At 65.9% G+C, this 22,537-nt stretch carries 25 protein-coding genes; 11 read left to right on the top strand and 14 right to left on the bottom strand.

The genetic code is table 11. The features are described 5' to 3' along the window. Positions 1-9: 9 nt before the first annotated feature. From ACX17K_RS03785 to ACX17K_RS03775, 3 genes are all read right to left on the bottom strand, one after another. Entirely contained in the window at positions 10-951 is a 942-nt protein-coding gene (locus ACX17K_RS03785) for a homoserine kinase (RefSeq protein WP_493773760.1), read from the bottom strand. Positions 952-961: 10 nt separating this feature from the next. Further along, the gene (locus ACX17K_RS03780) at positions 962-1,294 is read right to left on the bottom strand and encodes a DUF2782 domain-containing protein (protein ID WP_493773759.1); all 333 of its coding nucleotides are present in this window, start codon (positions 1,292-1,294) and stop codon (positions 962-964) included. Between the two features lie 207 nt (positions 1,295-1,501). Beyond that, positions 1,502-2,230 carry an LOG family protein gene (locus ACX17K_RS03775; RefSeq protein WP_021476877.1) on the bottom strand — a complete coding sequence of 243 codons (729 nt, stop codon included), beginning with the start codon at positions 2,228-2,230 and terminating at the stop codon, positions 1,502-1,504. A gap of 14 nt (positions 2,231-2,244) precedes the next feature. Here ACX17K_RS03775 and polA point away from each other — a divergent pair, with 14 nt between their 5' ends. The 6 genes from polA (at position 2,245) to ACX17K_RS03745 (ending at position 8,140) form a co-directional block, all read left to right on the top strand. Further along, positions 2,245-5,031, top strand: a complete 2,787-nt coding sequence (gene polA / locus ACX17K_RS03770; RefSeq protein ID WP_493773758.1) for a DNA polymerase I — start codon at positions 2,245-2,247, stop codon at positions 5,029-5,031. 181 nt (positions 5,032-5,212) lie between these two features. Further along, positions 5,213-5,755 (top strand): GspH/FimT family pseudopilin, encoded by a 543-nt coding sequence (locus tag ACX17K_RS03765; protein ID WP_493773757.1) that lies wholly within the window; start codon positions 5,213-5,215, stop codon positions 5,753-5,755. Further along, complete coding sequence (locus tag ACX17K_RS03760; protein ID WP_493773756.1) at positions 5,742-6,236, top strand: hypothetical protein; 495 nt, start codon at positions 5,742-5,744, stop codon at positions 6,234-6,236. Before ACX17K_RS03765 ends, ACX17K_RS03760 begins: the two co-directional genes overlap by 14 nt. Then, positions 6,214-7,083: a hypothetical protein gene (locus ACX17K_RS03755; RefSeq protein ID WP_493773755.1), complete on the top strand. Its 870-nt coding sequence runs from the start codon at positions 6,214-6,216 to the stop codon at positions 7,081-7,083. Before ACX17K_RS03760 ends, ACX17K_RS03755 begins: the two co-directional genes overlap by 23 nt. Beyond that, positions 7,080-7,715, top strand: a complete 636-nt coding sequence (locus tag ACX17K_RS03750; protein WP_493773754.1) for a pilus assembly PilX family protein — start codon at positions 7,080-7,082, stop codon at positions 7,713-7,715. The genes ACX17K_RS03755 and ACX17K_RS03750 overlap by 4 nt, the downstream gene beginning before the upstream one ends. Continuing rightward, positions 7,712-8,140 (top strand): type IV pilin protein, encoded by a 429-nt coding sequence (locus tag ACX17K_RS03745; RefSeq protein ID WP_493773753.1) that lies wholly within the window; start codon positions 7,712-7,714, stop codon positions 8,138-8,140. The genes ACX17K_RS03750 and ACX17K_RS03745 overlap by 4 nt, the downstream gene beginning before the upstream one ends. Positions 8,141-8,149: 9 nt before the next feature. Here ACX17K_RS03745 and ACX17K_RS03740 read toward each other — a convergent pair whose 3' ends face one another. The 4 genes from ACX17K_RS03740 to metX all read right to left on the bottom strand — a co-directional run bounded on the left by ACX17K_RS03740 (position 8,150) and on the right by metX (position 11,461). Beyond that, the gene (locus ACX17K_RS03740; protein WP_493773752.1) at positions 8,150-9,427 is read right to left on the bottom strand and encodes an AmpG family muropeptide MFS transporter; all 1,278 of its coding nucleotides are present in this window, start codon (positions 9,425-9,427) and stop codon (positions 8,150-8,152) included. Between the two features lie 87 nt (positions 9,428-9,514). After that, positions 9,515-9,703: a YqaE/Pmp3 family membrane protein gene (locus ACX17K_RS03735; protein ID WP_021476869.1), complete on the bottom strand. Its 189-nt coding sequence runs from the start codon at positions 9,701-9,703 to the stop codon at positions 9,515-9,517. 25 nt (positions 9,704-9,728) lie between these two features. After that, on the bottom strand, positions 9,729-10,322 hold the full coding sequence (gene metW / locus ACX17K_RS03730; protein ID WP_493773751.1) for a methionine biosynthesis protein MetW: 594 nt from the start codon (positions 10,320-10,322) through the stop codon (positions 9,729-9,731). After that, on the bottom strand, positions 10,319-11,461 hold the full coding sequence (metX, locus tag ACX17K_RS03725) for a homoserine O-succinyltransferase MetX (RefSeq protein WP_493773750.1): 1,143 nt from the start codon (positions 11,459-11,461) through the stop codon (positions 10,319-10,321). Before metX ends, metW begins: the two co-directional genes overlap by 4 nt. A gap of 157 nt (positions 11,462-11,618) precedes the next feature. Here metX and ACX17K_RS03720 point away from each other — a divergent pair, with 157 nt between their 5' ends. From ACX17K_RS03720 to ybaK, 5 genes are all read left to right on the top strand, one after another. Next, positions 11,619-11,801 carry a protein MIGRI gene (locus ACX17K_RS03720; protein WP_231162317.1) on the top strand — a complete coding sequence of 61 codons (183 nt, stop codon included), beginning with the start codon at positions 11,619-11,621 and terminating at the stop codon, positions 11,799-11,801. Positions 11,802-11,877: 76 nt separating this feature from the next. After that, positions 11,878-12,795 (top strand): tRNA modification radical SAM protein MnmL/YtqA, encoded by a 918-nt coding sequence (mnmL, locus tag ACX17K_RS03715; protein ID WP_493773749.1) that lies wholly within the window; start codon positions 11,878-11,880, stop codon positions 12,793-12,795. 148 nt (positions 12,796-12,943) lie between these two features. Continuing rightward, positions 12,944-13,861, top strand: coding sequence for a protein-methionine-sulfoxide reductase catalytic subunit MsrP (msrP, locus tag ACX17K_RS03710; protein ID WP_493773748.1), 918 nt, complete (start codon positions 12,944-12,946; stop codon positions 13,859-13,861). After that, positions 13,861-14,478 (top strand): protein-methionine-sulfoxide reductase heme-binding subunit MsrQ, encoded by a 618-nt coding sequence (msrQ, locus tag ACX17K_RS03705; protein ID WP_493773747.1) that lies wholly within the window; start codon positions 13,861-13,863, stop codon positions 14,476-14,478. Before msrP ends, msrQ begins: the two co-directional genes overlap by 1 nt. Positions 14,479-14,543: 65 nt before the next feature. After that, positions 14,544-15,023 (top strand): Cys-tRNA(Pro) deacylase, encoded by a 480-nt coding sequence (gene ybaK, locus ACX17K_RS03700; RefSeq protein ID WP_070979876.1) that lies wholly within the window; start codon positions 14,544-14,546, stop codon positions 15,021-15,023. Here the strand turns inward: ybaK and ACX17K_RS03695 are convergent. The 7 genes from ACX17K_RS03695 to ACX17K_RS03665 form a co-directional block, all read right to left on the bottom strand. After that, entirely contained in the window at positions 15,007-15,771 is a 765-nt protein-coding gene (locus ACX17K_RS03695; RefSeq protein WP_493773746.1) for a substrate-binding periplasmic protein, read from the bottom strand. The genes ybaK and ACX17K_RS03695 overlap by 17 nt on opposite strands. A gap of 63 nt (positions 15,772-15,834) precedes the next feature. Beyond that, entirely contained in the window at positions 15,835-17,286 is a 1,452-nt protein-coding gene (locus ACX17K_RS03690; protein ID WP_493773745.1) for a 4Fe-4S binding protein, read from the bottom strand. Further along, positions 17,283-18,107, bottom strand: coding sequence for an FTR1 family iron permease (locus ACX17K_RS03685; protein WP_493773744.1), 825 nt, complete (start codon positions 18,105-18,107; stop codon positions 17,283-17,285). Before ACX17K_RS03685 ends, ACX17K_RS03690 begins: the two co-directional genes overlap by 4 nt. Positions 18,108-18,125: 18 nt before the next feature. Then, positions 18,126-18,461 (bottom strand): cupredoxin domain-containing protein, encoded by a 336-nt coding sequence (locus tag ACX17K_RS03680; protein ID WP_493773743.1) that lies wholly within the window; start codon positions 18,459-18,461, stop codon positions 18,126-18,128. Between the two features lie 101 nt (positions 18,462-18,562). Continuing rightward, on the bottom strand, positions 18,563-19,108 hold the full coding sequence (locus ACX17K_RS03675; RefSeq protein ID WP_021476858.1) for an iron transporter: 546 nt from the start codon (positions 19,106-19,108) through the stop codon (positions 18,563-18,565). A gap of 211 nt (positions 19,109-19,319) precedes the next feature. After that, positions 19,320-21,176 (bottom strand): asparagine synthase (glutamine-hydrolyzing), encoded by a 1,857-nt coding sequence (gene asnB, locus ACX17K_RS03670; protein ID WP_493773742.1) that lies wholly within the window; start codon positions 21,174-21,176, stop codon positions 19,320-19,322. 89 nt (positions 21,177-21,265) lie between these two features. Continuing rightward, positions 21,266-22,465 carry an MFS transporter gene (locus ACX17K_RS03665; RefSeq protein ID WP_493773741.1) on the bottom strand — a complete coding sequence of 400 codons (1,200 nt, stop codon included), beginning with the start codon at positions 22,463-22,465 and terminating at the stop codon, positions 21,266-21,268. Positions 22,466-22,537: the final 72 nt, after the last annotated feature.

The raw sequence follows: 22,537 nt of genomic DNA, 5'->3' as shown, positions 1-22,537 counted from the left end.
TGGACAGTGTCAAGACAGCCAGAAATCCTGCCGCTGGCGGTGAGCCAGCAGCACTCGCTGGAACACGGCCGGATCCTTGGTGTAGGTCAGCTCCCCGCTTGCAGGCTGGTACAGGTCCTGCAGCCTCGATACCCAGAACCGAAGCGCGGCAGCCCTAAGCATGACAGGCCAGCAGGCGCGTTCGGCTGCTTCCAGCGGCCGCTCGGACTGATAGCCTTCCAGGAAGGCTTTCGCCAGCTCATCATCCAGTCCGCCGTCGTCGCGCCGGGCCCAGTCGTTGACGGCGATGGCCACGTCATACAGCAGGATGTCGTTGCAAGCGTAATAAAAGTCGATGAAGCCGCTGATGTGGTTTCCATCCAACAAAACATTGTCGCGAAACAGGTCTGCGTGGATCACGCCGCTGGGCAGATGGTCGAAGCGATGGCCATCTTGGAACTGGATTTCCTCGCTCAGCAGCGCGGCCTGATCGGCCTGCATGTGCGGATAGAGTTGCTGCGCGGTCCGGCTCCACCAGCGCGGGCCGCGCGGATTCGCCATCTGCAGCGGGAAGGTGGCGCCAGCCTTGTGCATCTGCGCCAGCATCTCGCCAACCGCGCGGCATTGATCGGGGTTGGGATGGCCGACGTCTTTTCCTGACAGGCAGCTGACCAGGCAGGCAGGCTTGCCGGCGAGCATCGAGGCGAAGCTGTCGGTGTGGTCGGCGATTGGCGCCGGACAGGCGACGCCGTGCCTGGCCAGATGGCTCATCAGCGTCAGGTAGTAGGGTAGCTCGTCCAGATGCAGCGTTTCGAACAGCGTCAGCACGTAGCGGCCGTGCGTGGTGGTGACGAAGTAATTGGTGTTGGTGATGCCCGCCGCGATGCCTTGCAGCTCCTGCAATTGTCCCAGCGCGTAGCCTTGAAGCCAGTGTTGCAGCGATTCCCGGCTGACCGTGGTGTAAACCGACATGCCGCCTCCGTCAGAATCGCACCAAGACCCAGCGGGGGATCACGATGCGGGTGGCGGGGTCGATCTGCCTCATGTTGCCGGAGCCGTTGTCGTCTATCAGGTAGTAGGGCACGCCATGGGCCGGCGTGACCTTGACCATGTACAGCTGGCCGTTCAGGCGGTACTCCTCGATCTTTTCATCGCCCTTTTGGATCAGGCGCACTTCCGGTTCCGCCTCGGCGGCATTGGACGGGCTGATCGCAGGCGGCGGGGGCACTATGGCCTTGGGCGGGGCGGTGGGCGCTTCGGCGGCCAGGGCGGGCGCCAATGGCAGGAGGAGAAGCAGGGCGGTGAGACGGCGCATGGTTTATCCTTTTTCGTATGCGATTCTTGGCGTTTGTTTACGGTCTTTGTCGCCAGCGGCGCAGCCCAGCCGCCTGGTTTTGATGGCTGGGCCGCGGTGGTTCGTCGGCGCGTGGCTACGTCAGACGCCCATGATACTGCGGACGGGCGTTTTAGAACCCCGTGTTTGGCGGCAAACGGCCGCTGTCGGAAAAAGACCGCAAGCAGACTACAGGTTGAGCAGTTGTTCGCGTTCTTCGGGCAGCGCGTCGAAGCCGCGGGTTTCGTAGTGTTTGAAAATGGTGTCGACGATCTGCTGCGGATCATCGATCAGCTGGATCAGGTTGAGGTCGTCGGGATTGATCATGCCTTCGCTGACCAGGCGGTCTTTCACCCAGTCCAGAAGACCAGTCCAGAACTCGCTGCAGCACAGGATGATGGGAATCTTGCGGCTCTTGCCGGTCTGGATCAGCGTCAGCGCCTCGAACATCTCGTCCAGCGTGCCGAAACCGCCGGGCATCACCACATAGGCGATCGCGTGCTTGACGAACATCACCTTGCGGCTGAAGAAGTGGTTGAACTTGACCGACAGGTCCTGGTAGTCGTTGGGCTTTTGTTCGTGCGGCAGCACGATGTTGAGCGCCACCGACGGACTTCTGCCGTAAAATGCGCCTTTGTTGGCGGCTTCCATGATGCCGGGGCCGCCGCCGGATATCACCGAGAAGCCGGAGTCGGACAGACGCCGCGCCACATCCTCGGTCAATTTGTAGTATTTGTGATCGCGCGGCGTGCGCGCGCTGCCGAATATGCTCACCGCCGGGGTAATGCCTTGCAGTTCCTCGGCCGACTCGACAAACTCCGACAATATCTTCATCACGTGCCAGGCCTCGCGGGAACGGAAGCGCTGCATCATGGCGTGACGGTCACTGGTCTGCGGCAACTTATCGGACAAGCTCATACTTCTGCCTCTTTATGAAAACATTGTTATTGATCGACGGCTCTTCTTATTTGTACCGCGCCTTTCACGCGATGCCCGATTTGCGTTCCCCGGATGGCCGCCCGGTGGGGGCTGTCTATGGCATGGTGAACATGCTCAGGCGGCTGGAGAAGGAGGTTGAATTCGATTATAGCGCCTGCGTCTTCGACGCGAAGGGCAAGACCTTCCGCGACGACCTGTATCCCGAATACAAGGCCAATCGCCCGTCGATGCCCGAGGAACTCGCTTCCCAGATTACGGCGGTCCACGACGTGGTGCAAGCCTCCGGCTGGCCGATGCTGGTGGTGCCGGGCGTGGAGGCTGACGACGTGATCGGCACGCTGGCGCGGCTGGGGGAGGCGGCCGGCATGAAGGTGATCGTCTCCACCGGCGACAAGGACATGGCGCAGCTGGTGACGCCGGACGTCACCCTGGTCAACACCATGACCAACGAGCTGCTGGACGAGGCCGGGGTGAAGGAGAAGTTCGGCGTGCCGCCGAACCGGATCATCGACTACCTGACCCTGATCGGCGACAAGGTCGACAATGTGCCTGGCGTCGACAAATGCGGGCCGAAGACCGCGGTCAAGTGGCTGGAGGAGTACGGCAGCCTGGACGCCATCGTCGCCCAGGCCGATAGCGTCGGCGGCAAGGTGGGCGAGAATCTGCGCGCGGCGCTGGACTGGCTGCCGATGGGCAAGCGGCTGATCACCATCGATTGCGAGGTGAACCTGGCGACTGACTTGCCGCACGGCCTGCCGGGCCTGCAGCATGGCCGGAAGGACAAGCCGCGCCTGGCCGAGCTGTTCCAGGACCTGGGTTTCCGCACCTTCTACCGCGAGGTGACCGAGGGTTCGGAGATGCCGGCTGTCGCCCAGCGCGGCGAGGACGCGCCCGCCGCGCCGCGCGGCGATCAGGCCCAAGGCGACATGTTCGCCGAGCCGTCGGTCCAAGCCGCGTTGGCCGAAGGCGCGCTGGCGCGCCACTACGAAACCATTCTCACCGACGCGCAGCTGGACGCCTGGTTGGCCAAGCTGGCGGCGGCCAAAGTGGTGTCGTTCGACACCGAAACCACCAGCCTCGATCCCATGCAGGCGCGCATCGTCGGCGTCAGCTTCTCGGTGGAGGCCGGCCATGCCGCCTATCTGCCGCTGGACCATCACTACGCCGGCGCGCCGGAGCAGTTGCCGCTGGACGCGACCCTGGCCAAGCTCAAGCCGTGGCTGGAGGACGCAAGCCAGAAAAAGTGCGGACAGAACCTGAAGTACGACAGCCACGTGCTGGCCAACCACGGCATCGCCCTGCGCGGCATCGCCGATGATTCGATGCTGGCTTCCTACGTGCTGGAAAGCCATCAGCGCCACAATATGGACGATCTGGCGCGCCGCCATTTGGGCGAGAACACCGTCAGCTACGAAGACATCTGCGGCAAGGGCGCCAAGCAGATCGGTTTCGGCGAGGTGGACGTCGACATCGCCGGCAATTATTCAGCGGAGGACGCCGACATCACGCTCAGGCTCAACCAGTATTTCGCCGGCGAATTGTCCGGGGATCTGGAAAAGGTCTACCGCGACATCGAACTGCCGGTGGCCGAGGTGCTGTTCAAGATGGAACGGCACGGCGTGCTGATCGACCGCGACAAGCTGGTCGCGCAGAGCCACCAGCTGGGTAGCCAGATGCTGGAGCTGGAGCAGCGGGCCTACGAACTGGCCGGCCAGCCGTTCAACCTGAACTCGCCTAAGCAGCTGCAGGAAATCCTGTTCGGCAAGCTGGCGATCCCGACCAAGGGCGTCAAGAAAACGCCGAGCGGCGGTTATTCCACCGACGAGTCGGTATTGGAACAGCTGGCGCTGGACCACCCGCTGCCGAAGTGCATCCTGGAATACCGTGGGCTGGCCAAGCTGAAGTCCACGTATACCGACAAGTTGCCGACGCTGATTTATCCACAGACCGGCCGTGTGCACACGACTTATGCACAGGCGGTGGCGATCACCGGCCGGCTGGCCAGCAACGACCCTAATCTGCAGAACATCCCGGTGCGCACCGCAGAAGGCCGCCGCGTGCGCGAAGCCTTCATCGCGCCGGCCGGCTGGCAGATCGTGTCGGCCGACTATTCGCAGATCGAGCTGCGCATCATGGCCCACCTGTCCGACGACGAGGGCATGCTGAAGGCCTTCGCCAGCGGCGAGGACATCCACCGCGCCACCGCGGCTGAGGTGTTCGGCGTCGATCTCGGCGCGGTCACGTCCGACCAGCGCCGCGCCGCCAAGGCGATCAACTTCGGCTTGATCTACGGCATGAGCGCGTTTGGCCTGGCCGCTCAGCTGGACATCGAGCGCAGCGCCGCCCAGCAGTACATCGACCGCTACTTCATGCGCTACCCGGGTGTGGCCGAGTACATGCAGACCACGCGCGAGAAGGCGCGCGAGCAGGGCTATGTCGAAACCGTGTTCGGCCGCCGCCTGTATTTGCCGGACATCAAACTCAGCAACCCGGGCCGCCGCGCCGGCGCCGAGCGCGCGGCGATCAACGCGCCGATGCAAGGTACCGCCGCCGATCTGATCAAGCTGGCGATGATCGCGGTGCAGGCTTGGCTGGAGCGCGACGGTTTGCAGAGCAAGCTGATCATGCAGGTGCACGACGAACTGGTGCTGGAAGTGCCGCAGGCCGAGCTGGAGCTGGTCAAGCGCCGGCTGCCGGAAATCATGGCCGGAGCGGCTGAACTGAAGGTGCCGCTGCTGGCCGAGGTCGGCGCCGGCGACAGCTGGGAAGCCGCGCACTGATAGTGGGATCGACCTTGTTTGAAACGGCGCCGAATGGCGCCGTTTTGTTTTTGCGTCAGCGCCGACCTGCACTTTCGGATATGGGCGCGCGCGGCTGCTCCGGCTTTGGTACAGGAGGCGTGGGAAGGCGGGGTTCCGAGCTTGCAGACTGGCGACTTCCCATATCGGAACGGGGCGCGCGATGGACAAGCCGCGTCAGGATGGACTGAGCTTGCTGGAAATGATGATCGCATTGGCGATCGCCGCCATCGGCGCCTGCCTGGCGCTGCCCGCGTTGGGACAGGCGGTGGAGCGGCAACGACTGCGCGGCCAGGCGATGGCTTTGATGGGCTGCCTGGAGCATGCGCGCGCGGAGGCCTTGCGGCTCAACCGGCCGGTATACCTGTGCGCGGCCAATCTGAAAGTGAACCGCGAGTTGCAGGGCTGCCTGCCGCAGCAGGGAGGCAGCGGACAATCCTGGCCCGAGGGCGCGCTGGTGTATGCGGATCAGGGCGCGGCTAATGGCTATTACGACAGCGGCGAGCGCTTGCGCCTGGCGATGTTCGACGGCGAGCGGGTGGCGGTGCGCGCGGACGCCAGGCAACTGGCGCTGACGGCGGAGGGACGGCTGCAGGCATCGAAGGCGATGCATTTCTATCTCCGCGGCCGCAGCCAGTGTCTGACGCTGACCGTGGCGGCCAATGGCCGGGCTCGGCTGGGGGAGGTGGGCGATGCCTGCGCCTGAGCGGGGATTCAGCCTGGTGGAGGCGCTGGTCGCATTGCTGATCTGGATGATGGCGGTACTGGCCTTCAGCGGCGTTCAGGCGCGCGCCTTGCTCCATGCGCGGGAAGCCGAGCTGGGCAGCCGCATCGGCGACGCGGTCGCCAACCTCTCCAGCGCCATCCTAGCTAGTCCGGAAAACCTGTGGCCGCTGTATCTGGAGCAGGGTTACGACGACCATCTCGCCGGCGGTGCGTGCGAGGCGGGCTGCTCCGCGCAACAGCTTGCCGATGCCAATCTCGTCCGCTTCAAACGCGAGCTGCGCCAGGCGGGCAGGAGTGAGCAGGCGCGCGGCGTGGTTTGCCGCGGCGACAGCCGGATTCGGCCGACGCGGGACAGGCCGGGTTGTGACGGAAAGGGAGAGTTGGCGATACGGGTGGCCTGGCGCACCCGGCTGGATGGCGGCTGGCAGGAGCATGCGGGTGTCTGGCCGCTGCGGCCGTGAGCGGCAAGGCGGCGCCCTGTTGCTGAGCGTGCTGCTGGGGCTGGCGCTGACCTCGCTGGTATTGGCCCTGTCGTTGATCGCGGTGGCCGCGGTGCAGCGCAGCGTGCATGTCGCCGATCAACGGCTGGGCCGGAGCCAGGACGCGCGTTGGGCGTTGGGGCAACTGGCGCGTGATCTCGCCGGCCATGGACGTTTGGGCTGCCGATCGCGGCCGTGGCGGGCCGGCGATTTCGCCGCCGGAGAATGGCGACTGCAATTGCCGGGGCGGGAACTGGAGATCATCCGCGTCAACCGGTCCGGAGACGACTTGGCCGGCGTGAGCGTGGCGCCGCAGCCGTCAGAGGCCTGGCGGTCGTGGTCCAGCGTCTGGCTGGGCAGTTGCGGCGGCGGCTATGCGCTGCAGGGGAGCCGCGCCCACTGGAAGGGCGGAGCCGGCGCGCCGGAACTGGCGCTGACGCCGCCGTTGCCGGTGTCGCCGCGGGCGGAGGGCGTGCACCTGGCCTCGTTGCAGCTGTGGCTACCGCGGGAGCGGCGCTACCGTCTGGAGGCGGCTGCGCGCGGCCATCGGTTGCTGGCGCGGGACGCCGAGGGCGGTTTGGACGATGGCGAGGAGAGGGTTTTGCTGGACGGCGTGCAGCGCCTGGGTTTGCAGCTGTTGGCGCGGGACGGTTGCGGCGAGTCCGCCCGCTGGAGCTGGCTGGAAGCGTCGCAGTGGCCTTCCGGGCTATCGCCGCAGGCCGCACGCGTGAGTTTGGCATGGTATCCCGACGACAAGGAGAACGAGGTGAGTCTGTTGAGTCTGGATCTGGCGTTGGAGCCGGTTCCGCCCTGCGGGGTGTCGCGGTGAACGCGCGGCGCCAGGGCGGCGGCGCGCTGCCGCTGGTGATGTCGCTGCTGGCTGTGCTGGGCTTGCTGGTGCTGACTTCGTCGCGCCAGCTGACCGGCGCGGGCCGGCTGGCGGCCAACGCCCAGGACAGGCAGCGAGCCGAAATGCAGGCCCGCCAGGCCTTGTCGGGCGCGGAGCAGTGGGTGTGGCGGATGGACCGCCGCCTGGGGCTGGATGCCGCGGATCCGGCGAAGCTATATGGGGAGGGCAGGCTGTTCCCGCCCAGTTGCGAGGGGACCGAGGGCAAGGGCCTGTGCGAGCCGATGGCTCCGCCTCACCGGCGCCTGGTCGGCGGACAGCCGTTGCTGCATCCCTGCGGCAACAGTCGCGAGTACGCGCTGGAGCCGGGACTGCCGCAAACCGGCTGCCCGCAGCGGGTGCGCGGCGGCGCGCTCAGCTGGGCCAATCCGCGCTACGTGGTGGAACTGGTCGACCCGCGTTTCGGCGATGCGGCCAAGGACAGGCTGTACAGGATCACGGTGCGCGCCTGGGGCCATCATCCGCTCAGCGTGGTGACGCTGCAAAGCTGGTACCGGGTGGGCCAGGATGCGGACGAAGGGCGGCGGCTGGACTGGCGCGAGGTGGCGGAGTGAAGCGGGGCCTGGGGCAGGGGTTCAGCCTGATGGAGCTGGCCGGCTGCATGGCCATTCTGGCCATCCTGCTGGCGCTGGCGGTGCCGAGCTATCGGCAGTATCTGCAGCGGGCGCGGATGGAGGAGGCCAGAGCGGCCTTGCTGGAGAATGGCCATTTCATGCAGCGCTGGTACCAGCTGCGCGGCGTTTACCACCAGGAGGGACCGCTGTCCTGGCCGCCGCTGCCAGTGCTGGAGACCGGCGCTTTCGTGATCGGCTTCAGCAGCGCCGGACCGTCCTCGGACAATATCGATCAGGCCAGCTTCATCATCGAGGCCAGGCCCAAAACCGGATCGGGCCTGGAGGAGTGGCTGCTGAAGCTGGACCAGGACGGCAACATCCGCCAGTGCCGGCAGGAGGATGGCGCCGAGACTTGCAGGCTGTAGCCCGGCGGCTCAGGCTTTCTGCGGTTCGGGGTCATCGCCCCACGGCGCCACTTTGACCAGCAGCATCATCCCGGGCAGCGCCAGCGCCGTGCACAGGAAGAAGAACGAGGTCCAGCCCACCGAGTCGACGATGTAGCCGGTGGCGGCGTTGGCCAGCGTGCGCGGCACCGCCGCCAGGCTGGTGAACAGCGCGAACTGGGTGGCGGTGTAGGCCGGATGGGTGCTGCGGGCGATGAAGGCGACGAAGGCCGCGGTGCCGAGGCCGACGCCCAGCGCCTCAAAGGCGATCACCACCGCCAGCATGGACAGCTCCGTCGCGCCGACGCTGCCGAAGCGTCCGTAGCTGGACAGCCAGGCGAAGCCCAGAATCGACACCACCTGCACCACGCCGAAGGCCCACAGCGCGCGGTTGATGCCCAGCTTGATCATCCACAGGCCGCCCAGCAGGCCGCCTATCACCGCCGGCCACAGCGCCGCGTGCTTGGCTACCAGGCCGATCTGCGACTTGGCGTAACCCATGTCGAGGTAGAACGGCGTCGCCAGCGAGGTGGCCATGCTGTCGCCCAGCTTGTACAGGAAGATGAAGCCCAGTATCCACAGCGCGCCCTGCCAGCCCTGGCGGGTGAGGAATTCGTGGAAGGGCTCCACCACCGCTTCGCGCAGCGTTTTCGGGCTGCCGGGAGCCTGGGCGGGCTCCTTCACCATCAGCGTCATCAGCGCGCCGGGCAGCATGAACAGCGCGGTGACCACGAACACGCTGCCCCAGTCCAGGTGGTCGGCCAGGATCAGCGACAGCGAGCCTGGCACCAGGCCGGCCAGCCGGTAGGCGTTGATGTGCACGGTGTTGCCCAGACCCAGCTGGACGTCGCTGAGGATCTCGCGGCGGAAGGCGTCCAGCACGATGTCCTGGCTGGCGGAGAAGAAAGCCACCGCCAGCGCCAGCCCGGCGATGCTCCAGATGTCTTGTTTGGGATCGAACAGGCCCAGCAGCGCCAGGCTTCCCAGCAGCGCCAGCTGGGTGGCGAGCATCCAGCCGCGGCGGCGGCCCAAGAGCGGCAGCGCGTAGCGGTCCAGCAGCGGGGACCACAGGAATTTCCAGGTGTAGGGCAGGCCGATCAGCGCGAACAGGCCGATGGATTTGAGATCGACGCCCTCGCTGCGCAGCCAGGCCGGCAGCAGGTTGATCAGGGTGTACAGCGGCAGGCCGGAGGCAAAGCCGGTGAACACGCAGACGAGCATGGTGCGCGAGAACACGTCGCGCCGCCAATTGATGGTGGCCAGGGTCATGTGCTTGTTGTCGTGGTGGTGGACGGGCCGCCCGCGCTGACGAGCGGGCGGAGGTCGGAGCGGGCGCGGAGCCCGTCGGGAATGGCTTCAGCGCCGCAGCGCCTGCGCTATCTTTTGGTCGGTCTTGTACTGGCTGAGCGCGTACACCGACCACAGCGCGGCCGGAATCCAGCCGATCAGCGTCAGCTGAAGGACCAGGCAGATCAGTCCGGCGAACGGCCGGCCTATGGTGAAAAACTGCAGCCAGGGCAGGAAAATGGCCAGCAACAGGCGCATGCGTCTCTCCTTGTGCGAGGCGGGATCAGTCGCGGGCCACCCGGTAAAACGCCAGGCTGCCGCGCAGGTTAGGCAGCAAGGATACCCGCTTGCCCTTGTCCATGACCACCCTTTGAACCACTCGGATGTTGTTCTTGGCGCAGAGTTCCTCGAAGTCGCCCAGCATGCACCAGTGGATGTTGGGGGTGTCGTACCACTGGTAGGGGATGGTGTCGGACACCGGCATGTGGCCCTTCAGGATCTGCAGCCGGTTTTGCCAGTAGCCGAAATTGGGGAAGGTGACGATGGCTTCGCGGCCGACGCGCAGCATCTCGTTGAGGATGGCCTCGGTGTGGCGCATCGCCTGGATGGTCTGCGACAGCACCACGTGGTCGAAACGTTGGTCGCCGAACTCGCACAGGCCGGTTTCCAGATCGCCCTGCACCGCGTTGACGCCGGCGGCGACGCAGCGCACCACGTTGGCGACGTCGAAATCGACGCCGTAGCCTTGCACCTGCTTGCCGTCCTGCAGCGCCGCCAAGAGTTCGCCCCGGCCGCAGCCCAGGTCCAGCACCCGGCTGCTGGGCGATATCCAGTCGTAGATCATCCGCAGATCGGGACGGAGAGTCAGTGGTTTCATGCGTTCACCTCCTTGGCCACGCGGTCCAGGTAGGCGCGCATCAGGTCCACATAGGGTTGATCGGTCATCAGGAAGGCGTCGTGGCCGTGCGCTGATTCGATCTCGGCGTAGCTGACGCGCTTGCCGGCGGCGATCAGCGCCTTCACCGTTTCGCGCGAGCGCTCCGGCGAGAAGCGCCAGTCGCTGGTGAAGCTGGCCACCATGAATTGCGCCTGGGCCGGCTTCAATGCCGCGGCCAGGTCGCCGCCGCAGTCCTTGGCCGGGTCGAAGTAATCGAGCGCCTTGGTCATCAGCAGATAGGTGTTGGCGTCGAAGTAGTCGGAGAACTTGTCGCCCTGATAGCGCAGATAGCTCTCGATCTCGAACTCCACGTCGTAGCCGAAGCGGTATTCGCCAGAGCGCAGCATGCGGCCGAATTTCTCGCCCATGCCGTCGTCGGACAGATAGGTGATGTGGCCCAGCATCCGCGCCAGTCTGAGGCCGCGGCGGGGGATGGCGCTGTGTTGGTAGAAGTCGCCGCCGTGGAATTCGGGATCGGTGAGGATGGCCTGGCGCGCGACGTCGTTGAAGGCGATGTTCTGCGCCGACAGTTTGGGGGCAGAGGCGATCACCAATGCGTGGGCGACGCGTTCCGGATAGGCGATGCTCCAGTGCAGCGCCTGCATGCCGCCCAGCGAGCCGCCTATCACCGCGGCCCAGCGGTCTATGCCCAGGCGGTCGGCCAGCCGCGCCTGCGACGTCACCCAGTCCGGCACCGTCACCACCGGGAAGGCCGAGCCCCAGGGCTGGCCGGTGGCCGGGTTGACGCTGGAGGGGCCGGTGCTGCCATGGCAGCCGCCCAGATTGTTGACGCCGACGACGAAGAAGCGGCGGGTGTCTATCGGCTTGCCGGGGCCGATCATATTGTCCCACCAGCCTAGCGCCTTGTCGTCGTCGCGGTAGCGTCCGGCGACGTGGTGGTGGCCGGACAGCGCGTGGCAGATCAGGATGGCGTTGCTCTTGTCGGCGTTGAGTTCGCCATAGGTTTCGAAGCGCAGCTGATAGCCGGGCAGCGCGGCGCCGCTGGCGAGCGGCAAGGGGGCATCGAATGCGGCATCCTGGGCCGCGACGATGCCTACCGAACAGTTGGTGTCGGTCATTAGGGCCTCTTCTATTTGTCCGCGTCCGCCGCCCTCTGCCGGGGCTGGTCTGGATGCGGTCTCCTGCGGCTACCGGTCGATTATATCCATAACATAAGCTTGCGCGGGAGTATGGCGCGCCGGGATAATCGGCCGGGTTTCCGCCACGGTCCCCATCATGTTCGGACGTCTGTTCAAATTCTTCGCGCTGTGCCTGCTGGCCTGGGTGGTCGCCCGCTGGTTCCTCAAGCCCAGCCAGCGGCGCAACCTGCATGAGCTCATTTCCGCGCTGGCCATCGCGCTGTTGATCAGCGCCGGCCTGTTCTGCGTGCTGTACTGGCTGGGCTGGCACAATATCTGAATCAACCAGTCCTTGATCGCGCGCATTCAGCCGCCGGCGGCTCGGCGCTAGACTGCGGCCTTTTGTCGGCAGCGCGATGGACCTCACCCGCGATATCCACACTTTCGGCCATTATCTGAAACGCCGCTTCGGCGAGACTGTGCACAAACTGTCGCTGGCCGGCGATTTCACCTGTCCCAACCGCGACGGCACGCTGGGGCGCGGCGGCTGCACCTTCTGCAATGTGCGCAGCTTCGGCCGCGAGGCCGCCAGCCTGTCCATCGCCGCGCAGATCGAGCGGGAGAAGGGCAAGACCGGCCGCGCCCGGCGTTATCTCGCCTATTTCCAGGCCTATACCAGCACCTATGCCGAGGTGGAGACGCTGCGGGCCTTGTACGACGAGGCGATGGCGGCGGTCGATGTGGCGGGCCTGTGCGTCGGCACCCGGCCGGACTGCGTGCCGGACGCGGCGCTGGACCTGCTGGCCTCGTACCAGGATGGCGGCGCCGAGGTATGGCTGGAGCTGGGGCTGCGGACCGCGCATGACCGCACCCAGGCCTTGATCCGCCGCGGCCATGGGCTGGCCGACTACCGCGACGCCGTCGCCCGCGCTCACGCAAGAGGCCTCAAGGTGTGCGCGCATCTGATCGCGGGTCTGCCCGGAGAGAGTGCCGATGACGCGCATGAGACTCTGCGGACGGTGCTGGACATCGGCGCGGAGGGGCTGAAGCTGCACCCGCTGATGATAGTCCGCGGCAGCCGGATGGCCGCGCAATACCGGCGCGGCGAGATCGCGCCGATGGATCTGGACGCCTATGCCGATCTCGCGGCCGATCTGATCCGCCATACGCCGCCGGAGGTGGTCTATCACCGGATTTCGGCCACCGCCCAGGCGCCGACGCTGATCGCGCCCGATTGGTGCGGCCCGCGCTGGGCGGCCTTGCAGGCGATAGGCAAGCGCTTGGCGCGGAGCGGCGGCCAGGGCAGCGCGCTCGGCCGCGAGTGGCGGCCTTAGCATCGCGCTTGGCTCGTACCGGCTGGCCTTGGCTCAAGTATTTTGCGAGCTTGTGTTAGCGGCGCTTGGCCGGACAAAACTGTTTACATGCGCTACTGTCAGAATCCGGAGGATGATCCGACCAAATGGAAACGACAGGAGAGCCGTCATGCTGATCAGGAAACCCGCCGACCATTTGCCGTCGGACATCACCAGCGAATCGGTGTATTTCAATCGCCGCCAGTTCATGGCCGGCGCCGCCGGCCTGCTGCTGTCGGCGGAGACATTGGCCGGCCTGGCCGCCAAGAAGAGTCCGCTGTCGCAGTTGGCCGCCAACGACAAGCCCAATCCGCTGAAAGACATCACCAGCTACAACAATTTCTACGAGTTCGGCACCGACAAGTCCGATCCGGCGGAGAACGCGCATACGCTGCGCACCCGGCCGTGGAGCGTGCTGGTGGACGGCGAGGTGGCCAAGCCGCGCCGCTTCTCCATCGAGGAGCTACTGAAGTTTCCTTTGGAAGAGCGCGTCTACCGGCTGCGCTGCGTCGAGGGTTGGAGCATGGTGATTCCCTGGGTGGGTTTTCCGCTCGCCAGCCTGATCAAGCAGATGAACCCCACCTCGCGCGCCAAGTACGTGTCGTTCGAGACGCTGCAGCGGCCCAGCGAAATGCCGGGCCAGCGCCAGGCGGTGCTGGACTGGCCGTACCGCGAGGGACTGCGCATCGACGAGGCGATGCATCCGCTGGCCATCCTCGCCGTCGGCCTGTACGGCAATGCGCTGCCCAATCAGAACGGCGCGCCGATCCGGCTGGTGGTGCCGTGGAAATACGGCTTCAAGAGCATCAAGTCCATCGTCCGCATCCGGCTGCAGGAAACCATGCCGGCCACCAGCTGGAATATGGCCAACGCTCATGAGTACGGCTTCTATTCCAATGTGAATCCGGATGTCGACCACCCGCGCTGGAGCCAGGCTTCCGAGCGCCGCATCGGCGAATTCTTCAAGCGCAAGACGCTGCCGTTCAACGGCTACGCCGAGCAGGTGGCCGGCCTGTACCGCGGCATGGACCTGAGGAAGAACTTTTGATGACGACGCTGCGCATGAAACTGCCTGCCTCCGCGGCAGACCGCCGCCTCGCCGTCGGCAAGGTTTTGCTATTCATCGCCTGCCTGCTGCCCCTCTCTCGCGCGGCGTGGATCGTGTTGTCGGGCGAGGCGGTGAATCCGGTGGAGTTCATCACCCGCTCCACCGGCACCTGGACGCTGGTGTGGCTGCTGGCCACGCTGTCGATGACGCCGCTGCGCCGTCTCACCGGCCAGGCCTGGCCGCTGAAATGCCGGCGCATGTTGGGCCTGTTCGCCTTTTTCTACGCCAGCCTGCATTTCACCACCTATGTCTGGCTGGACCAGTTCTTCGACTGGCATCACATCCTGAAGGACATCGCCAAGCGGCCGTTCATCACCGTCGGCTTCGCCGCCATCGTGCTGATGTCGCCGCTGGCGTTGACCTCCACCCAGGGCTGGATGCGGCGCCTGAAGCGCAACTGGGGCAAGCTGCACCGGCTGGTCTACCCGGTGGCCATCCTGGCGGTCACCCATTATTGGTGGCTGGTGAAGAAAGACATCACCCAGCCGCTGATTTACGCCGCGGCGCTGGCCGCGCTGTTGGGGCTGCGGTTGTGGTGGCGCGCGCGCAAGGCTTGATCCCGCCGCTTGGCAAGGGGGCGGCCGGGTTTTAAAGTGTGGCGTTTCGCATTGGAAAGAACGTCATGTCCAGCAAGGCCCCCGTCACCCAGGCCGTCCGCGTGCTGCGCGAGCATAAGGTCGATTACACCGAACACCTGTACAAGTACGAGGACAAGGGCGGCACCACGGTGTCGGCGCGCGAGCTGGGGGTCGACGAGCACTGCGTGGTGAAGACGCTGATCATGGAGGACGAGAACAAGCGCCCGCTGATCGTGCTGATGCACGGCGACCGCGAGGTGGGCACCGGCATGCTGGCCAAGCAGATCGGCGCCAAGAAGATCCATCCCTGCGATCCCAAAACCGCCGACAAGCACAGCGGCTATCAGGTGGGCGGCACCAGTCCCTTCGGCACCCGCCACCCGATGCCGGTGTATATGGAGGCGGGCATCGCCGAGCTCGATACCATCTACATCAACGGCGGCAAGCGCGGCTTCCTGATCGGCGTCAGCCCGCGCGACGTGATCCGCGTGCTGAATCCCACCCTGGTCAACGCGGCGGCGTAGCCTCGGGAAAGTGGCGCTGATAGATCGCTTTCAGGCTACCATCCTTTTCCATCTGCGCCAGCGCCCGGCCGAAGTCCTCGCGTATGCGCTCCGCCTGCGGATAGCTGCGCGAGAACATCAGTCCCAGCGGCGTATCCTTGTCCATCGGCGTCGGGATGTAGCCGAACTCTTTTTCGTGTTCAGGCATGGTGTTGTGGATCAGGTATAGCCCGCGCTCCAGCACCATCGGCACCAGGTCCATATGTCCCAGCTGCAACTGCCGCAGCGCGTTGACTTCGTCCGGGGTCAGCAGCGTGTTCAGCCGGTGTTGCTGGAACAGCGGGATATACCAGTAGCCCAGCTGAATGGCGATGCGGTAGCCGCGCAATTCGTCCAGGGATTTGAACTGTTGCGGGGGATGGGGCAGGTGGGGCTTGTGATAGAACAGGTAGCTGTTGGCGCGCATCAGCGGCGCGGAAAAGTCGAAATCCTTTTCCCTCTCCGGCGTCGGGCGGTAGGGGAAGGCCGCGGCGGCCTTGCCGGATTTGGTCAGCCATTCGGTCTGCGGCCAGCTCTGGAACGTTAGCTGCACCCGGTAGCCGGCGCGGCGGAAGGCTTCGCGGACGATTTCGGTGAACACGCCTTGCGCGGGGAGCTGCTGGGAGACATAAGGCGGCCATTCGCCAGTGGCCAGATCCACGGTTTGCTCGGCCGCCGGCGCGCGGAGCGCCAGCAGGAGGGCAAAAGCGGACAACAGCAGACGCCGCATGGCGACTCCTCGAAGAGGCGGGGATACTGTGTTATCGCACAGCCTCCCGCCTCAACCAAGCGCTCACCACCACCAGAACATGAAGCCCCAGGCGCAGTCGACCAGCGCCAGCGCGCCGCAGAACGGCAGCAGCGCGGCCCAGCGGCGCAGGCCGCCGTTCCAGCGCGACAGGATGCCGAAGGCCAGGCGCAGCGCCCACAGATTGGCGCCGGCGAGCAGGGCCAGTCGGGCGTCGTTGACCCAGTGCATGCCGAAGCCTTCGGCCTTCAGCAGCGTCACCGTCAGCGCCGACAGGCCGAGGAACACGCCGCAGCCGGCCAGCGGAATCAGCGCCTGCGCCAGGTGGTGCAGACGTTGCGTGCGCCAGCGGCCGGAGACCGCCACCGACAAGGCAAGGGAAGCCAGGATGCCGGTGCCGAGCACCAGCGCGGTGGCGGCGACGTAGGCGATCAGCGACGCGCCGTCCAGCCAGGAGAACACGTCGTTGTGTTGCGGATAATGGGTGAGCAGCCACCACGGCGCTTCGGTGTCCAGCGGCCACATGATGTCGCGGTCCACCAGCCATTCGGCCGCGGCCTGTTTCAGCGCGACGAACCAGGGGCTCATGGTCCAGTGGAAGGCGCCCATCGCCACGCCCAGCAGGCCGTAGACGATCAGCGCGGTCTGCCAGCCATCGGCTTCTTTCTCCGCCACGCGCACCACTTCGTCGCTGGACGAGCGCAGGCTGAGTTCGATCGCGCCGCGGTGGTCGCTGCAGCGGCCGCACATATGGCAGCCGCTGCCGCCTTGCATATGCCGCAGCGGCTGCAGCGGCGCGCAGTCGACGGCCGGGGTCCGCTCATGGGAGGCTTTCCAGGCGGCCTCGTCGACGCGGTAGTACAGCGGCGCCAGCTTGGACAAGAGACCGAACACGCCGTTGACCGGGCACAGGTGGCGGCACCAGGCGCGCTTGCCGCGGGTGTAGACGAAGCCCACCGCGATGGCGGCTACGGTGGAGCCGCCCAGCACCAAGAGCGCGGCTTTCGGGTATTGGTAGACGCTGACCAGCTGGCCGTAGACGGTGGTGAGGACGAAGGCGACGAAAGGCCAGCCGCCCCAGCGCATCCAGCGCGGGATCGGCTTGCCCATGCCCTTGCGCGCCGCCCATTCCGACAAGGCACCCTCCGGGCACAGCACGCCGCACCACAGCCGGCCGAACAGCACCATCGACAGCAGCACGAACGGCCACCAGATGCCCCAGAACACGAATTGGGCGAAGATGGTCAGGTTGTCCCACATCCGCGCGGTGTCTTCAGGCAAGGACAGGCAGGCGGGGACGATCAGCAGGAAAGCGTAGACCAGCACCACCGCCCATTGCAGCTTGCGCAGCAGGGCGGCGTGGTCGCGCAGCCAGGCGCCCGCGAGCGCCAGCAGGCCGCGCGGCTGCCGCTCAGGGCTACAGGAGCCGCCGCCCGACGGGGCGGCGACGATGGGAATCACCCGTTGCGGCGGGCGCTGGGCGCGGCCGGATTTCATGCGGCGACGGCCTGGCGGCGGTTGCGCCACTGGAACAGCGACCAGATCGCCGCCCAGAACAGCGCGTAGGCGATCAGGCTGGTCAGCGCCGGGTGCGAGCGGTAGCCGGTCAGCGCGGCGACCACGCCGCCGAAGGGGCTCATGTCGTCAAGCAGCGCCGAGCTGTCCCACAGCGGGTCCACCAGCGCCGGCAGCACGTCCATCGAGATCAGCTTCTCCACGCCGGACAGGAACAGCGACGCGCCCAACAGCAGCAGCATGATCTCGGTGACGCGGAAGAACAGCCGCCAGGACAGGATCTTGCCGCCCAGCTGCAGCAGGTAGAAGGTGAGGAAGGCCAGCAGCAGGCCGATTAGGCCGGCCGCGCCCATCTTGGCGAGTTCCATGCCCTGGGCCTCGGCCAGCATGCCGTAGAGGAAGACCACGGCTTCGCTGCCTTCGCGGGCGATGGCCAGCGCGGCCAGCACGGTCACGCCCCACCAGTTGTTGCTGGCGGCTTTTTCAGACAAGCCGCTTTCCAGCTCTTTCTTCAGCGTGCGGCCGTGCTCGCGCATCCACAGCACCATCTGCACGATCAGCGCGGCGGCGATGAACACCATGCCGGTCTGGAAGTAGTCCTGCGCGCCGGCCATCAGGCTGCCGGCGGTGAACAGCGCCACGGCCAATGCCACGGCCATCGCCAGGCCTAGCGCCACGCCGCCCCACAGATAGGGCTTGCCGGCGCGGCCGGCCGGGTTGTGGTTCATCCAGGCATTGAGGATGCCGACCACCAGCAGCGCCTCGACGCTTTCGCGCCAGACGATGAAGAGTACCTGTCCCATTCGCGTTTACCTTTTGTGTTACTTGGCGACGATCACGCCCTGGCCGGTCTTCATGTGGAATTCATCGAAAAACTTGTATTCGCCTGGCGCCAGCGGCTGGAACACCAGGAAGGATTCGGCGCCGGGGCCCAGCACCTTTTCCTTGCGCAGCGGCGTGCTCTCGAACTCGGCCGGCGTCTTGCCGATATTTATCACTTCGATCTTGAATTTCTTGTTGGCCGGCACCACCAGGCGGGCCGGAATCAACTGGCCGTCCTTCATTTGCAGCTTGAACACCGGCATGTCTTCGGCGAACGCCGGGGAGGAGAGCAGGCCGGCCAGCAGGGCGGCGGCCATCAGGCGCAGAACAGTCATCGTTTCGGAGTCCCGGAATGAGAAACAGCGCGGCAGGCCCGCGCCGTCTCCAATTGTATCGCAGTCAAGAATGCTTTGCGTTCACATTCTCACTATGCGGATCAGTAGCCGCCCTTCTTGCCGATGCCGGCGAAGGTGAACTCGTAGTTGACGTCGAACGGCTTGAACCAGGCGGCGACGCCGGTTTCCTTGTCGACGTGGCGGCCGAAGTGGGCGTGCTCATTGGCGGTCGGCGGCATGATGGTGTACTTCAGCTTGTACTTGCCCGGGCCTTGCAGCTTGATGTTGTCGCCGTAGTGCGGGCCGTCGTTGGCCACCATCGGCATCAGTTCGCCTTTCTGGGTCTTGCCGCCTACCTTGGTCAGTTCGTACTTGACCACCAAGTACGGCATCCAGGCGCCTTCTTCGAAGCCGTTCGGATTGTTCTTGGTGGCGTGGATGTCGGCTTCCAGATGCACGTCGGACGCTTCCGGCTTCAGCATCATGCCTTCCGGCTCCATCTTGGTCGGCTGCAGGTAGACGGCGCCGATTTCCATGCCGTTTTTCAGGGCGGGCTTGCCGATCGGGTATTCCTTGGCCATGGCGGCGAAGGAGGCGGACAGGGCGATGCTGGCGACAGCCAGCTGGCAGACAAAGCGACGCATCATGTTTTCCTTATTAAGTAGGGCGGCAGTACCGGCCGCTGAACTGCATGATAATGCTAGTAATTATCGTTTGCAAACCTTGACCGGCTGGAAATGGCTTGAAAAATCATCAATATATATGACTTCGTCAATTTATTTCCTGAATGGCGTCCCGGATGTCTTGTCGACTACGGCGGCGGCCGGATTTGGCCGCCGCCGGGAGGAGGGGAGATGATCAGGGCAGGGTTAGGCGCAGCTGCCGCAGCTGGGCCAGGCTCTGGTCCAGAATCAGCAGCTGCAGCATCTGCTCGGCCAGATGGCCGGCGCCGTCGCGATAGGCTTGGGCGAAGGCGCCCACCGCCGCGGCGTCCAGCTGTCCCTCGGTGGCCGCGGCCAGCCGCGCGCCCAGGCCGTCAAAGCGCGGCGCCAGGCTGGTTTGCAGCCAGCCGGACAAGGGCGGGTTGAAGCCGCGCTTCTTGCGCTGGAAGAAGTCGGCCGGCAGCGCCGGGTGGATCGCGCGGCGGAAGATCAGCTTGGCCGGCTTGGTGTAGCGTTCGGCGGAGGAGGTCGCCAGCAGACGTTGATAGAAGCCGTGGTCCAGCAGCGGCGCGCGGCCTTCGAGGCCGTGGGCCATCGTGCACAGGTCGGACTTTTGCAGGATGTAGTCGGGCAGATAGTTGGCGAAGTCCAGCTCCAGCAGCTGGTGCAGGCCGGGCGCGCCGTCTTTGGGCTCCGGTCCTATGTCGTCGGGCGCGCGCCAGTGGCACAGTCTTTCCAGTTTGCGGCCGCCTTGCAGGAAGCTGCGCTGTCCCGGCGTGAAGCCGGAGAAACGCAGCGAATAGGCGCTTTTCCAGTCCATCGCCAGCTCGGTGGCCAGCTTGCCGCGCTTGCTGTCCAGCTGCGGCTGGATCGGCAGCGGCAGCTTGATGTTGCGCCGCCAGCGGGTGCGCAGATGCTTGCCCATGCGCTTGTAGCCGGCCAGCATCTCGTCGCCGCCGTCGCCTACCAGCACCACCTTGACATGTTTGGTGACCTCGCGCGCCAGATACCAGGTGGGGAAGCTGGACGGATCGGCGAAGGGCTGGTCCAGGTCGGCGACGATGCGATCGAAATCGGCGGCCAGGTTTTCCGGCATTTCCACTCGCACATTGGGCAGGCCCATCCACTGGGCGGAGTCGGCGGCGTCGCCGGATTCGTCCAGGCTGGAGCCGGGGAAGGCGGCGGTGAAGCTGGAGAATTGCGTCAGCTGCTGGGTGGCCAGCCGGCTGGCGATCACGGTGGAGTCGATGCCGCCGGACAGCAGCACGCCCAGCGGCCGGTCGGCCACGGTGCGCATCGCCACCGCGCGGTCCAGCTCCGGCAGCCAGTCGCCGGATTCCGCCTTCGGCTGCCAGTAGCGCTGCTTGCTCAACTGGCGGCTGTTCAGGTCGAATTCCAGCCGGTAGCCGTTTTCCAGCCGCTGGATGTGGCTGAACACGGTGGCCGGGGAGGGGATGTAGCGGTGGGCGAGGTAGGCGTCTATCGCCGCCGGGTTGAAATCGCGCTGGTCGGCCGGCAGGAAAGGCAGCACCGCGCGCACCAGCGAGCCGTAGGCGAAGTTTCCATCCCGCAGCGAGTACAGCAGCGGCTTCTCGCCCATGCGGTCGCGGGCCAGGTGGACCTTGCCGCTGCGCTTGTCCAGGATGGCGAAGGCGAACATGCCGCGCAGCCGCGCGAGCAGGCCCTCGATGCCCCAGGCCTGGTAGCCGCGCAGGATGAATTCGGTGTCGGAATGGGTGCGGAAAACGGCGCCGCCGGCTTCCAGTTCGGCCTTGCCGGCCTCCCAGTCGTAGACCTCGCCGTTGTAGCAGATCCAGACCTGGCCGTCGTCGCTGGCCATCGGCTGGTTGGCCGCCGGGCGCGGGTCGATGATGGCGAGGCGGGCGTGCAGCATCGCGTTGTGGATGGTGTCGTCGCCGGTCGGATTCAGCGCCGCGTCCAGCAGCAGCCGGCTGGCGTCATCCGGGCCGCGGCGGCGCAACTCGTCCAGCATCGCTTGCGGGACGGCGGGATTGACGGGGCGGCGCGAGAAAAAACCGGCGATTCCACACATGATGACTGCGTTTCCAAACGCGCGGGGCGGCCAGGCGCCCCGCTTGGGTTTTCAATGCCGCGCAGTATCCGGCGCGCCGCCGGACGGTGTCAAACCCTGGCCTTGCGATGCAGGTCCGGCAGCGCCACCGCCGCGATGCCCAGCAAGGGGAGGAAGGCGCACAGCTGGTAGACGAATTCGATGCCTCTGAGGTCGGCCAGTTCGCCCAGCACTGCGGCGCCGATGCCGCCGATGCCGAAGGCGAAGCCGAAGAACATGCCGGACACCATGCCCACCTTGCCCGGCAGCAGTTCCTGAGCGTAGATCAAGATGGCCGGGAAGGCCGAGGCCAGGATGAAGCCGATGGGCATGGACAGCGCGGCGGTCCAGAACAGGTTGGCGTGCGGCAGCGCCAGCGCCAGCGGCGCCACGCCCAGGATGGAGAAGCCGATCACCCGCTTGCGGCCGATGGCGTCGCCGATCGGGCCGCCCAGCACGGTGCCGGCGGCCACCGCGAACAGGAACAGGAACAGATATAGCTGCGCCGACTGCATGCCCACCTGGAAATGGTGGATCAGGTAGAAGGTGTAGTAGCTGGTGATGCTGGCCAGATAGAAATGCTTGGAAAACACCAGCAGCAGCAATAGCAGCAGCGTCAGCTTGACCCGGGCGGAGGACAGGTCGGGCGCGGCGACGACGCTGGCTTTCTTGGCTTGGCGCTGCTGATGCGCGTACCACTGGCCGACGCGGAACAGCACGTACATCGCCAGCAGCGCGGCCAGGCCGAACCAGGCCACGCTGCGCTGGCCCAGCGGAATCACGATCAACGCCGCCAGCAGCGGTCCGGTGGCGCTGCCGGCGTTGCCGCCCACCTGAAAGATGGACTGGGCGAGGCCGGGACGGCCGCCGGACGCCATCCGCGCCACCCGCGACGATTCCGGATGGAAGATGGACGAGCCGGTGCCCACCAGCGCGGCGGCCAGCAGCAGCAGCGGGAAGCTGGAGGCGCTGGACAGCAACAGCAGGCCGATCAGCGTCGAGCTCATGCCGAATACCAGCGAGTAGGGCTGCGGACGCTTGTCGGTATAGATGCCCACCAGCGGCTGCAGCAGCGAGGCGGTGCACTGGTAGGTGAAGGTCATCAGGCCGATCTCGGCGAAGCTGAGGTGGTAGTTGCCCTTCAGCAGCGGGTATAGCGCCACCAGCAGCGACTGCAGCATGTCGTTGAGAAAATGGGAAAAACTGATCGCGCCGAGCACGCGGAAGCGGGTGTCCTGCGGGGCGGCGAGCGTGGGACTGCTGGTGGTCATCGTGCGATACTCATTCGGGGTGGTGGAACCATGCTAGCAAGCACATTCCCGCCAGTCCTGCGAAAATGAGGC

It is taken from the genome of Chromobacterium sp. INPA-IVC, assembly GCF_059047085.1.
This window is presented reverse-complemented; position numbering and strand designations above follow the sequence as displayed.

Coding starts and splice junctions, on each gene's coding strand:
- ACX17K_RS03785 (WP_493773760.1), bottom strand. CDS start 951: ATGTCGGTTTACACCACGGTCAGCCGGGAATCGCTGCAACACTGGCTT.
- ACX17K_RS03780 (WP_493773759.1), bottom strand. CDS start 1,294: ATGCGCCGTCTCACCGCCCTGCTTCTCCTCCTGCCATTGGCGCCCGCC.
- ACX17K_RS03775 (WP_021476877.1), bottom strand. CDS start 2,230: ATGAGCTTGTCCGATAAGTTGCCGCAGACCAGTGACCGTCACGCCATG.
- polA (WP_493773758.1), top strand. CDS start 2,245: ATGAAAACATTGTTATTGATCGACGGCTCTTCTTATTTGTACCGCGCC.
- ACX17K_RS03765 (WP_493773757.1), top strand. CDS start 5,213: ATGGACAAGCCGCGTCAGGATGGACTGAGCTTGCTGGAAATGATGATC.
- ACX17K_RS03760 (WP_493773756.1), top strand. CDS start 5,742: ATGCCTGCGCCTGAGCGGGGATTCAGCCTGGTGGAGGCGCTGGTCGCA.
- ACX17K_RS03740 (WP_493773752.1), bottom strand. CDS start 9,427: ATGACCCTGGCCACCATCAATTGGCGGCGCGACGTGTTCTCGCGCACC.
- ACX17K_RS03735 (WP_021476869.1), bottom strand. CDS start 9,703: ATGCGCCTGTTGCTGGCCATTTTCCTGCCCTGGCTGCAGTTTTTCACC.
- metW (WP_493773751.1), bottom strand. CDS start 10,322: ATGAAACCACTGACTCTCCGTCCCGATCTGCGGATGATCTACGACTGG.
- metX (WP_493773750.1), bottom strand. CDS start 11,461: ATGACCGACACCAACTGTTCGGTAGGCATCGTCGCGGCCCAGGATGCC.
- ACX17K_RS03720 (WP_231162317.1), top strand. CDS start 11,619: ATGTTCGGACGTCTGTTCAAATTCTTCGCGCTGTGCCTGCTGGCCTGG.
- mnmL (WP_493773749.1), top strand. CDS start 11,878: ATGGACCTCACCCGCGATATCCACACTTTCGGCCATTATCTGAAACGC.
- msrP (WP_493773748.1), top strand. CDS start 12,944: ATGCTGATCAGGAAACCCGCCGACCATTTGCCGTCGGACATCACCAGC.
- msrQ (WP_493773747.1), top strand. CDS start 13,861: ATGACGACGCTGCGCATGAAACTGCCTGCCTCCGCGGCAGACCGCCGC.
- ybaK (WP_070979876.1), top strand. CDS start 14,544: ATGTCCAGCAAGGCCCCCGTCACCCAGGCCGTCCGCGTGCTGCGCGAG.
- ACX17K_RS03695 (WP_493773746.1), bottom strand. CDS start 15,771: ATGCGGCGTCTGCTGTTGTCCGCTTTTGCCCTCCTGCTGGCGCTCCGC.
- ACX17K_RS03690 (WP_493773745.1), bottom strand. CDS start 17,286: ATGAAATCCGGCCGCGCCCAGCGCCCGCCGCAACGGGTGATTCCCATC.
- ACX17K_RS03685 (WP_493773744.1), bottom strand. CDS start 18,107: ATGGGACAGGTACTCTTCATCGTCTGGCGCGAAAGCGTCGAGGCGCTG.
- ACX17K_RS03680 (WP_493773743.1), bottom strand. CDS start 18,461: ATGACTGTTCTGCGCCTGATGGCCGCCGCCCTGCTGGCCGGCCTGCTC.
- ACX17K_RS03675 (WP_021476858.1), bottom strand. CDS start 19,108: ATGATGCGTCGCTTTGTCTGCCAGCTGGCTGTCGCCAGCATCGCCCTG.
- asnB (WP_493773742.1), bottom strand. CDS start 21,176: ATGTGTGGAATCGCCGGTTTTTTCTCGCGCCGCCCCGTCAATCCCGCC.
- ACX17K_RS03665 (WP_493773741.1), bottom strand. CDS start 22,465: ATGACCACCAGCAGTCCCACGCTCGCCGCCCCGCAGGACACCCGCTTC.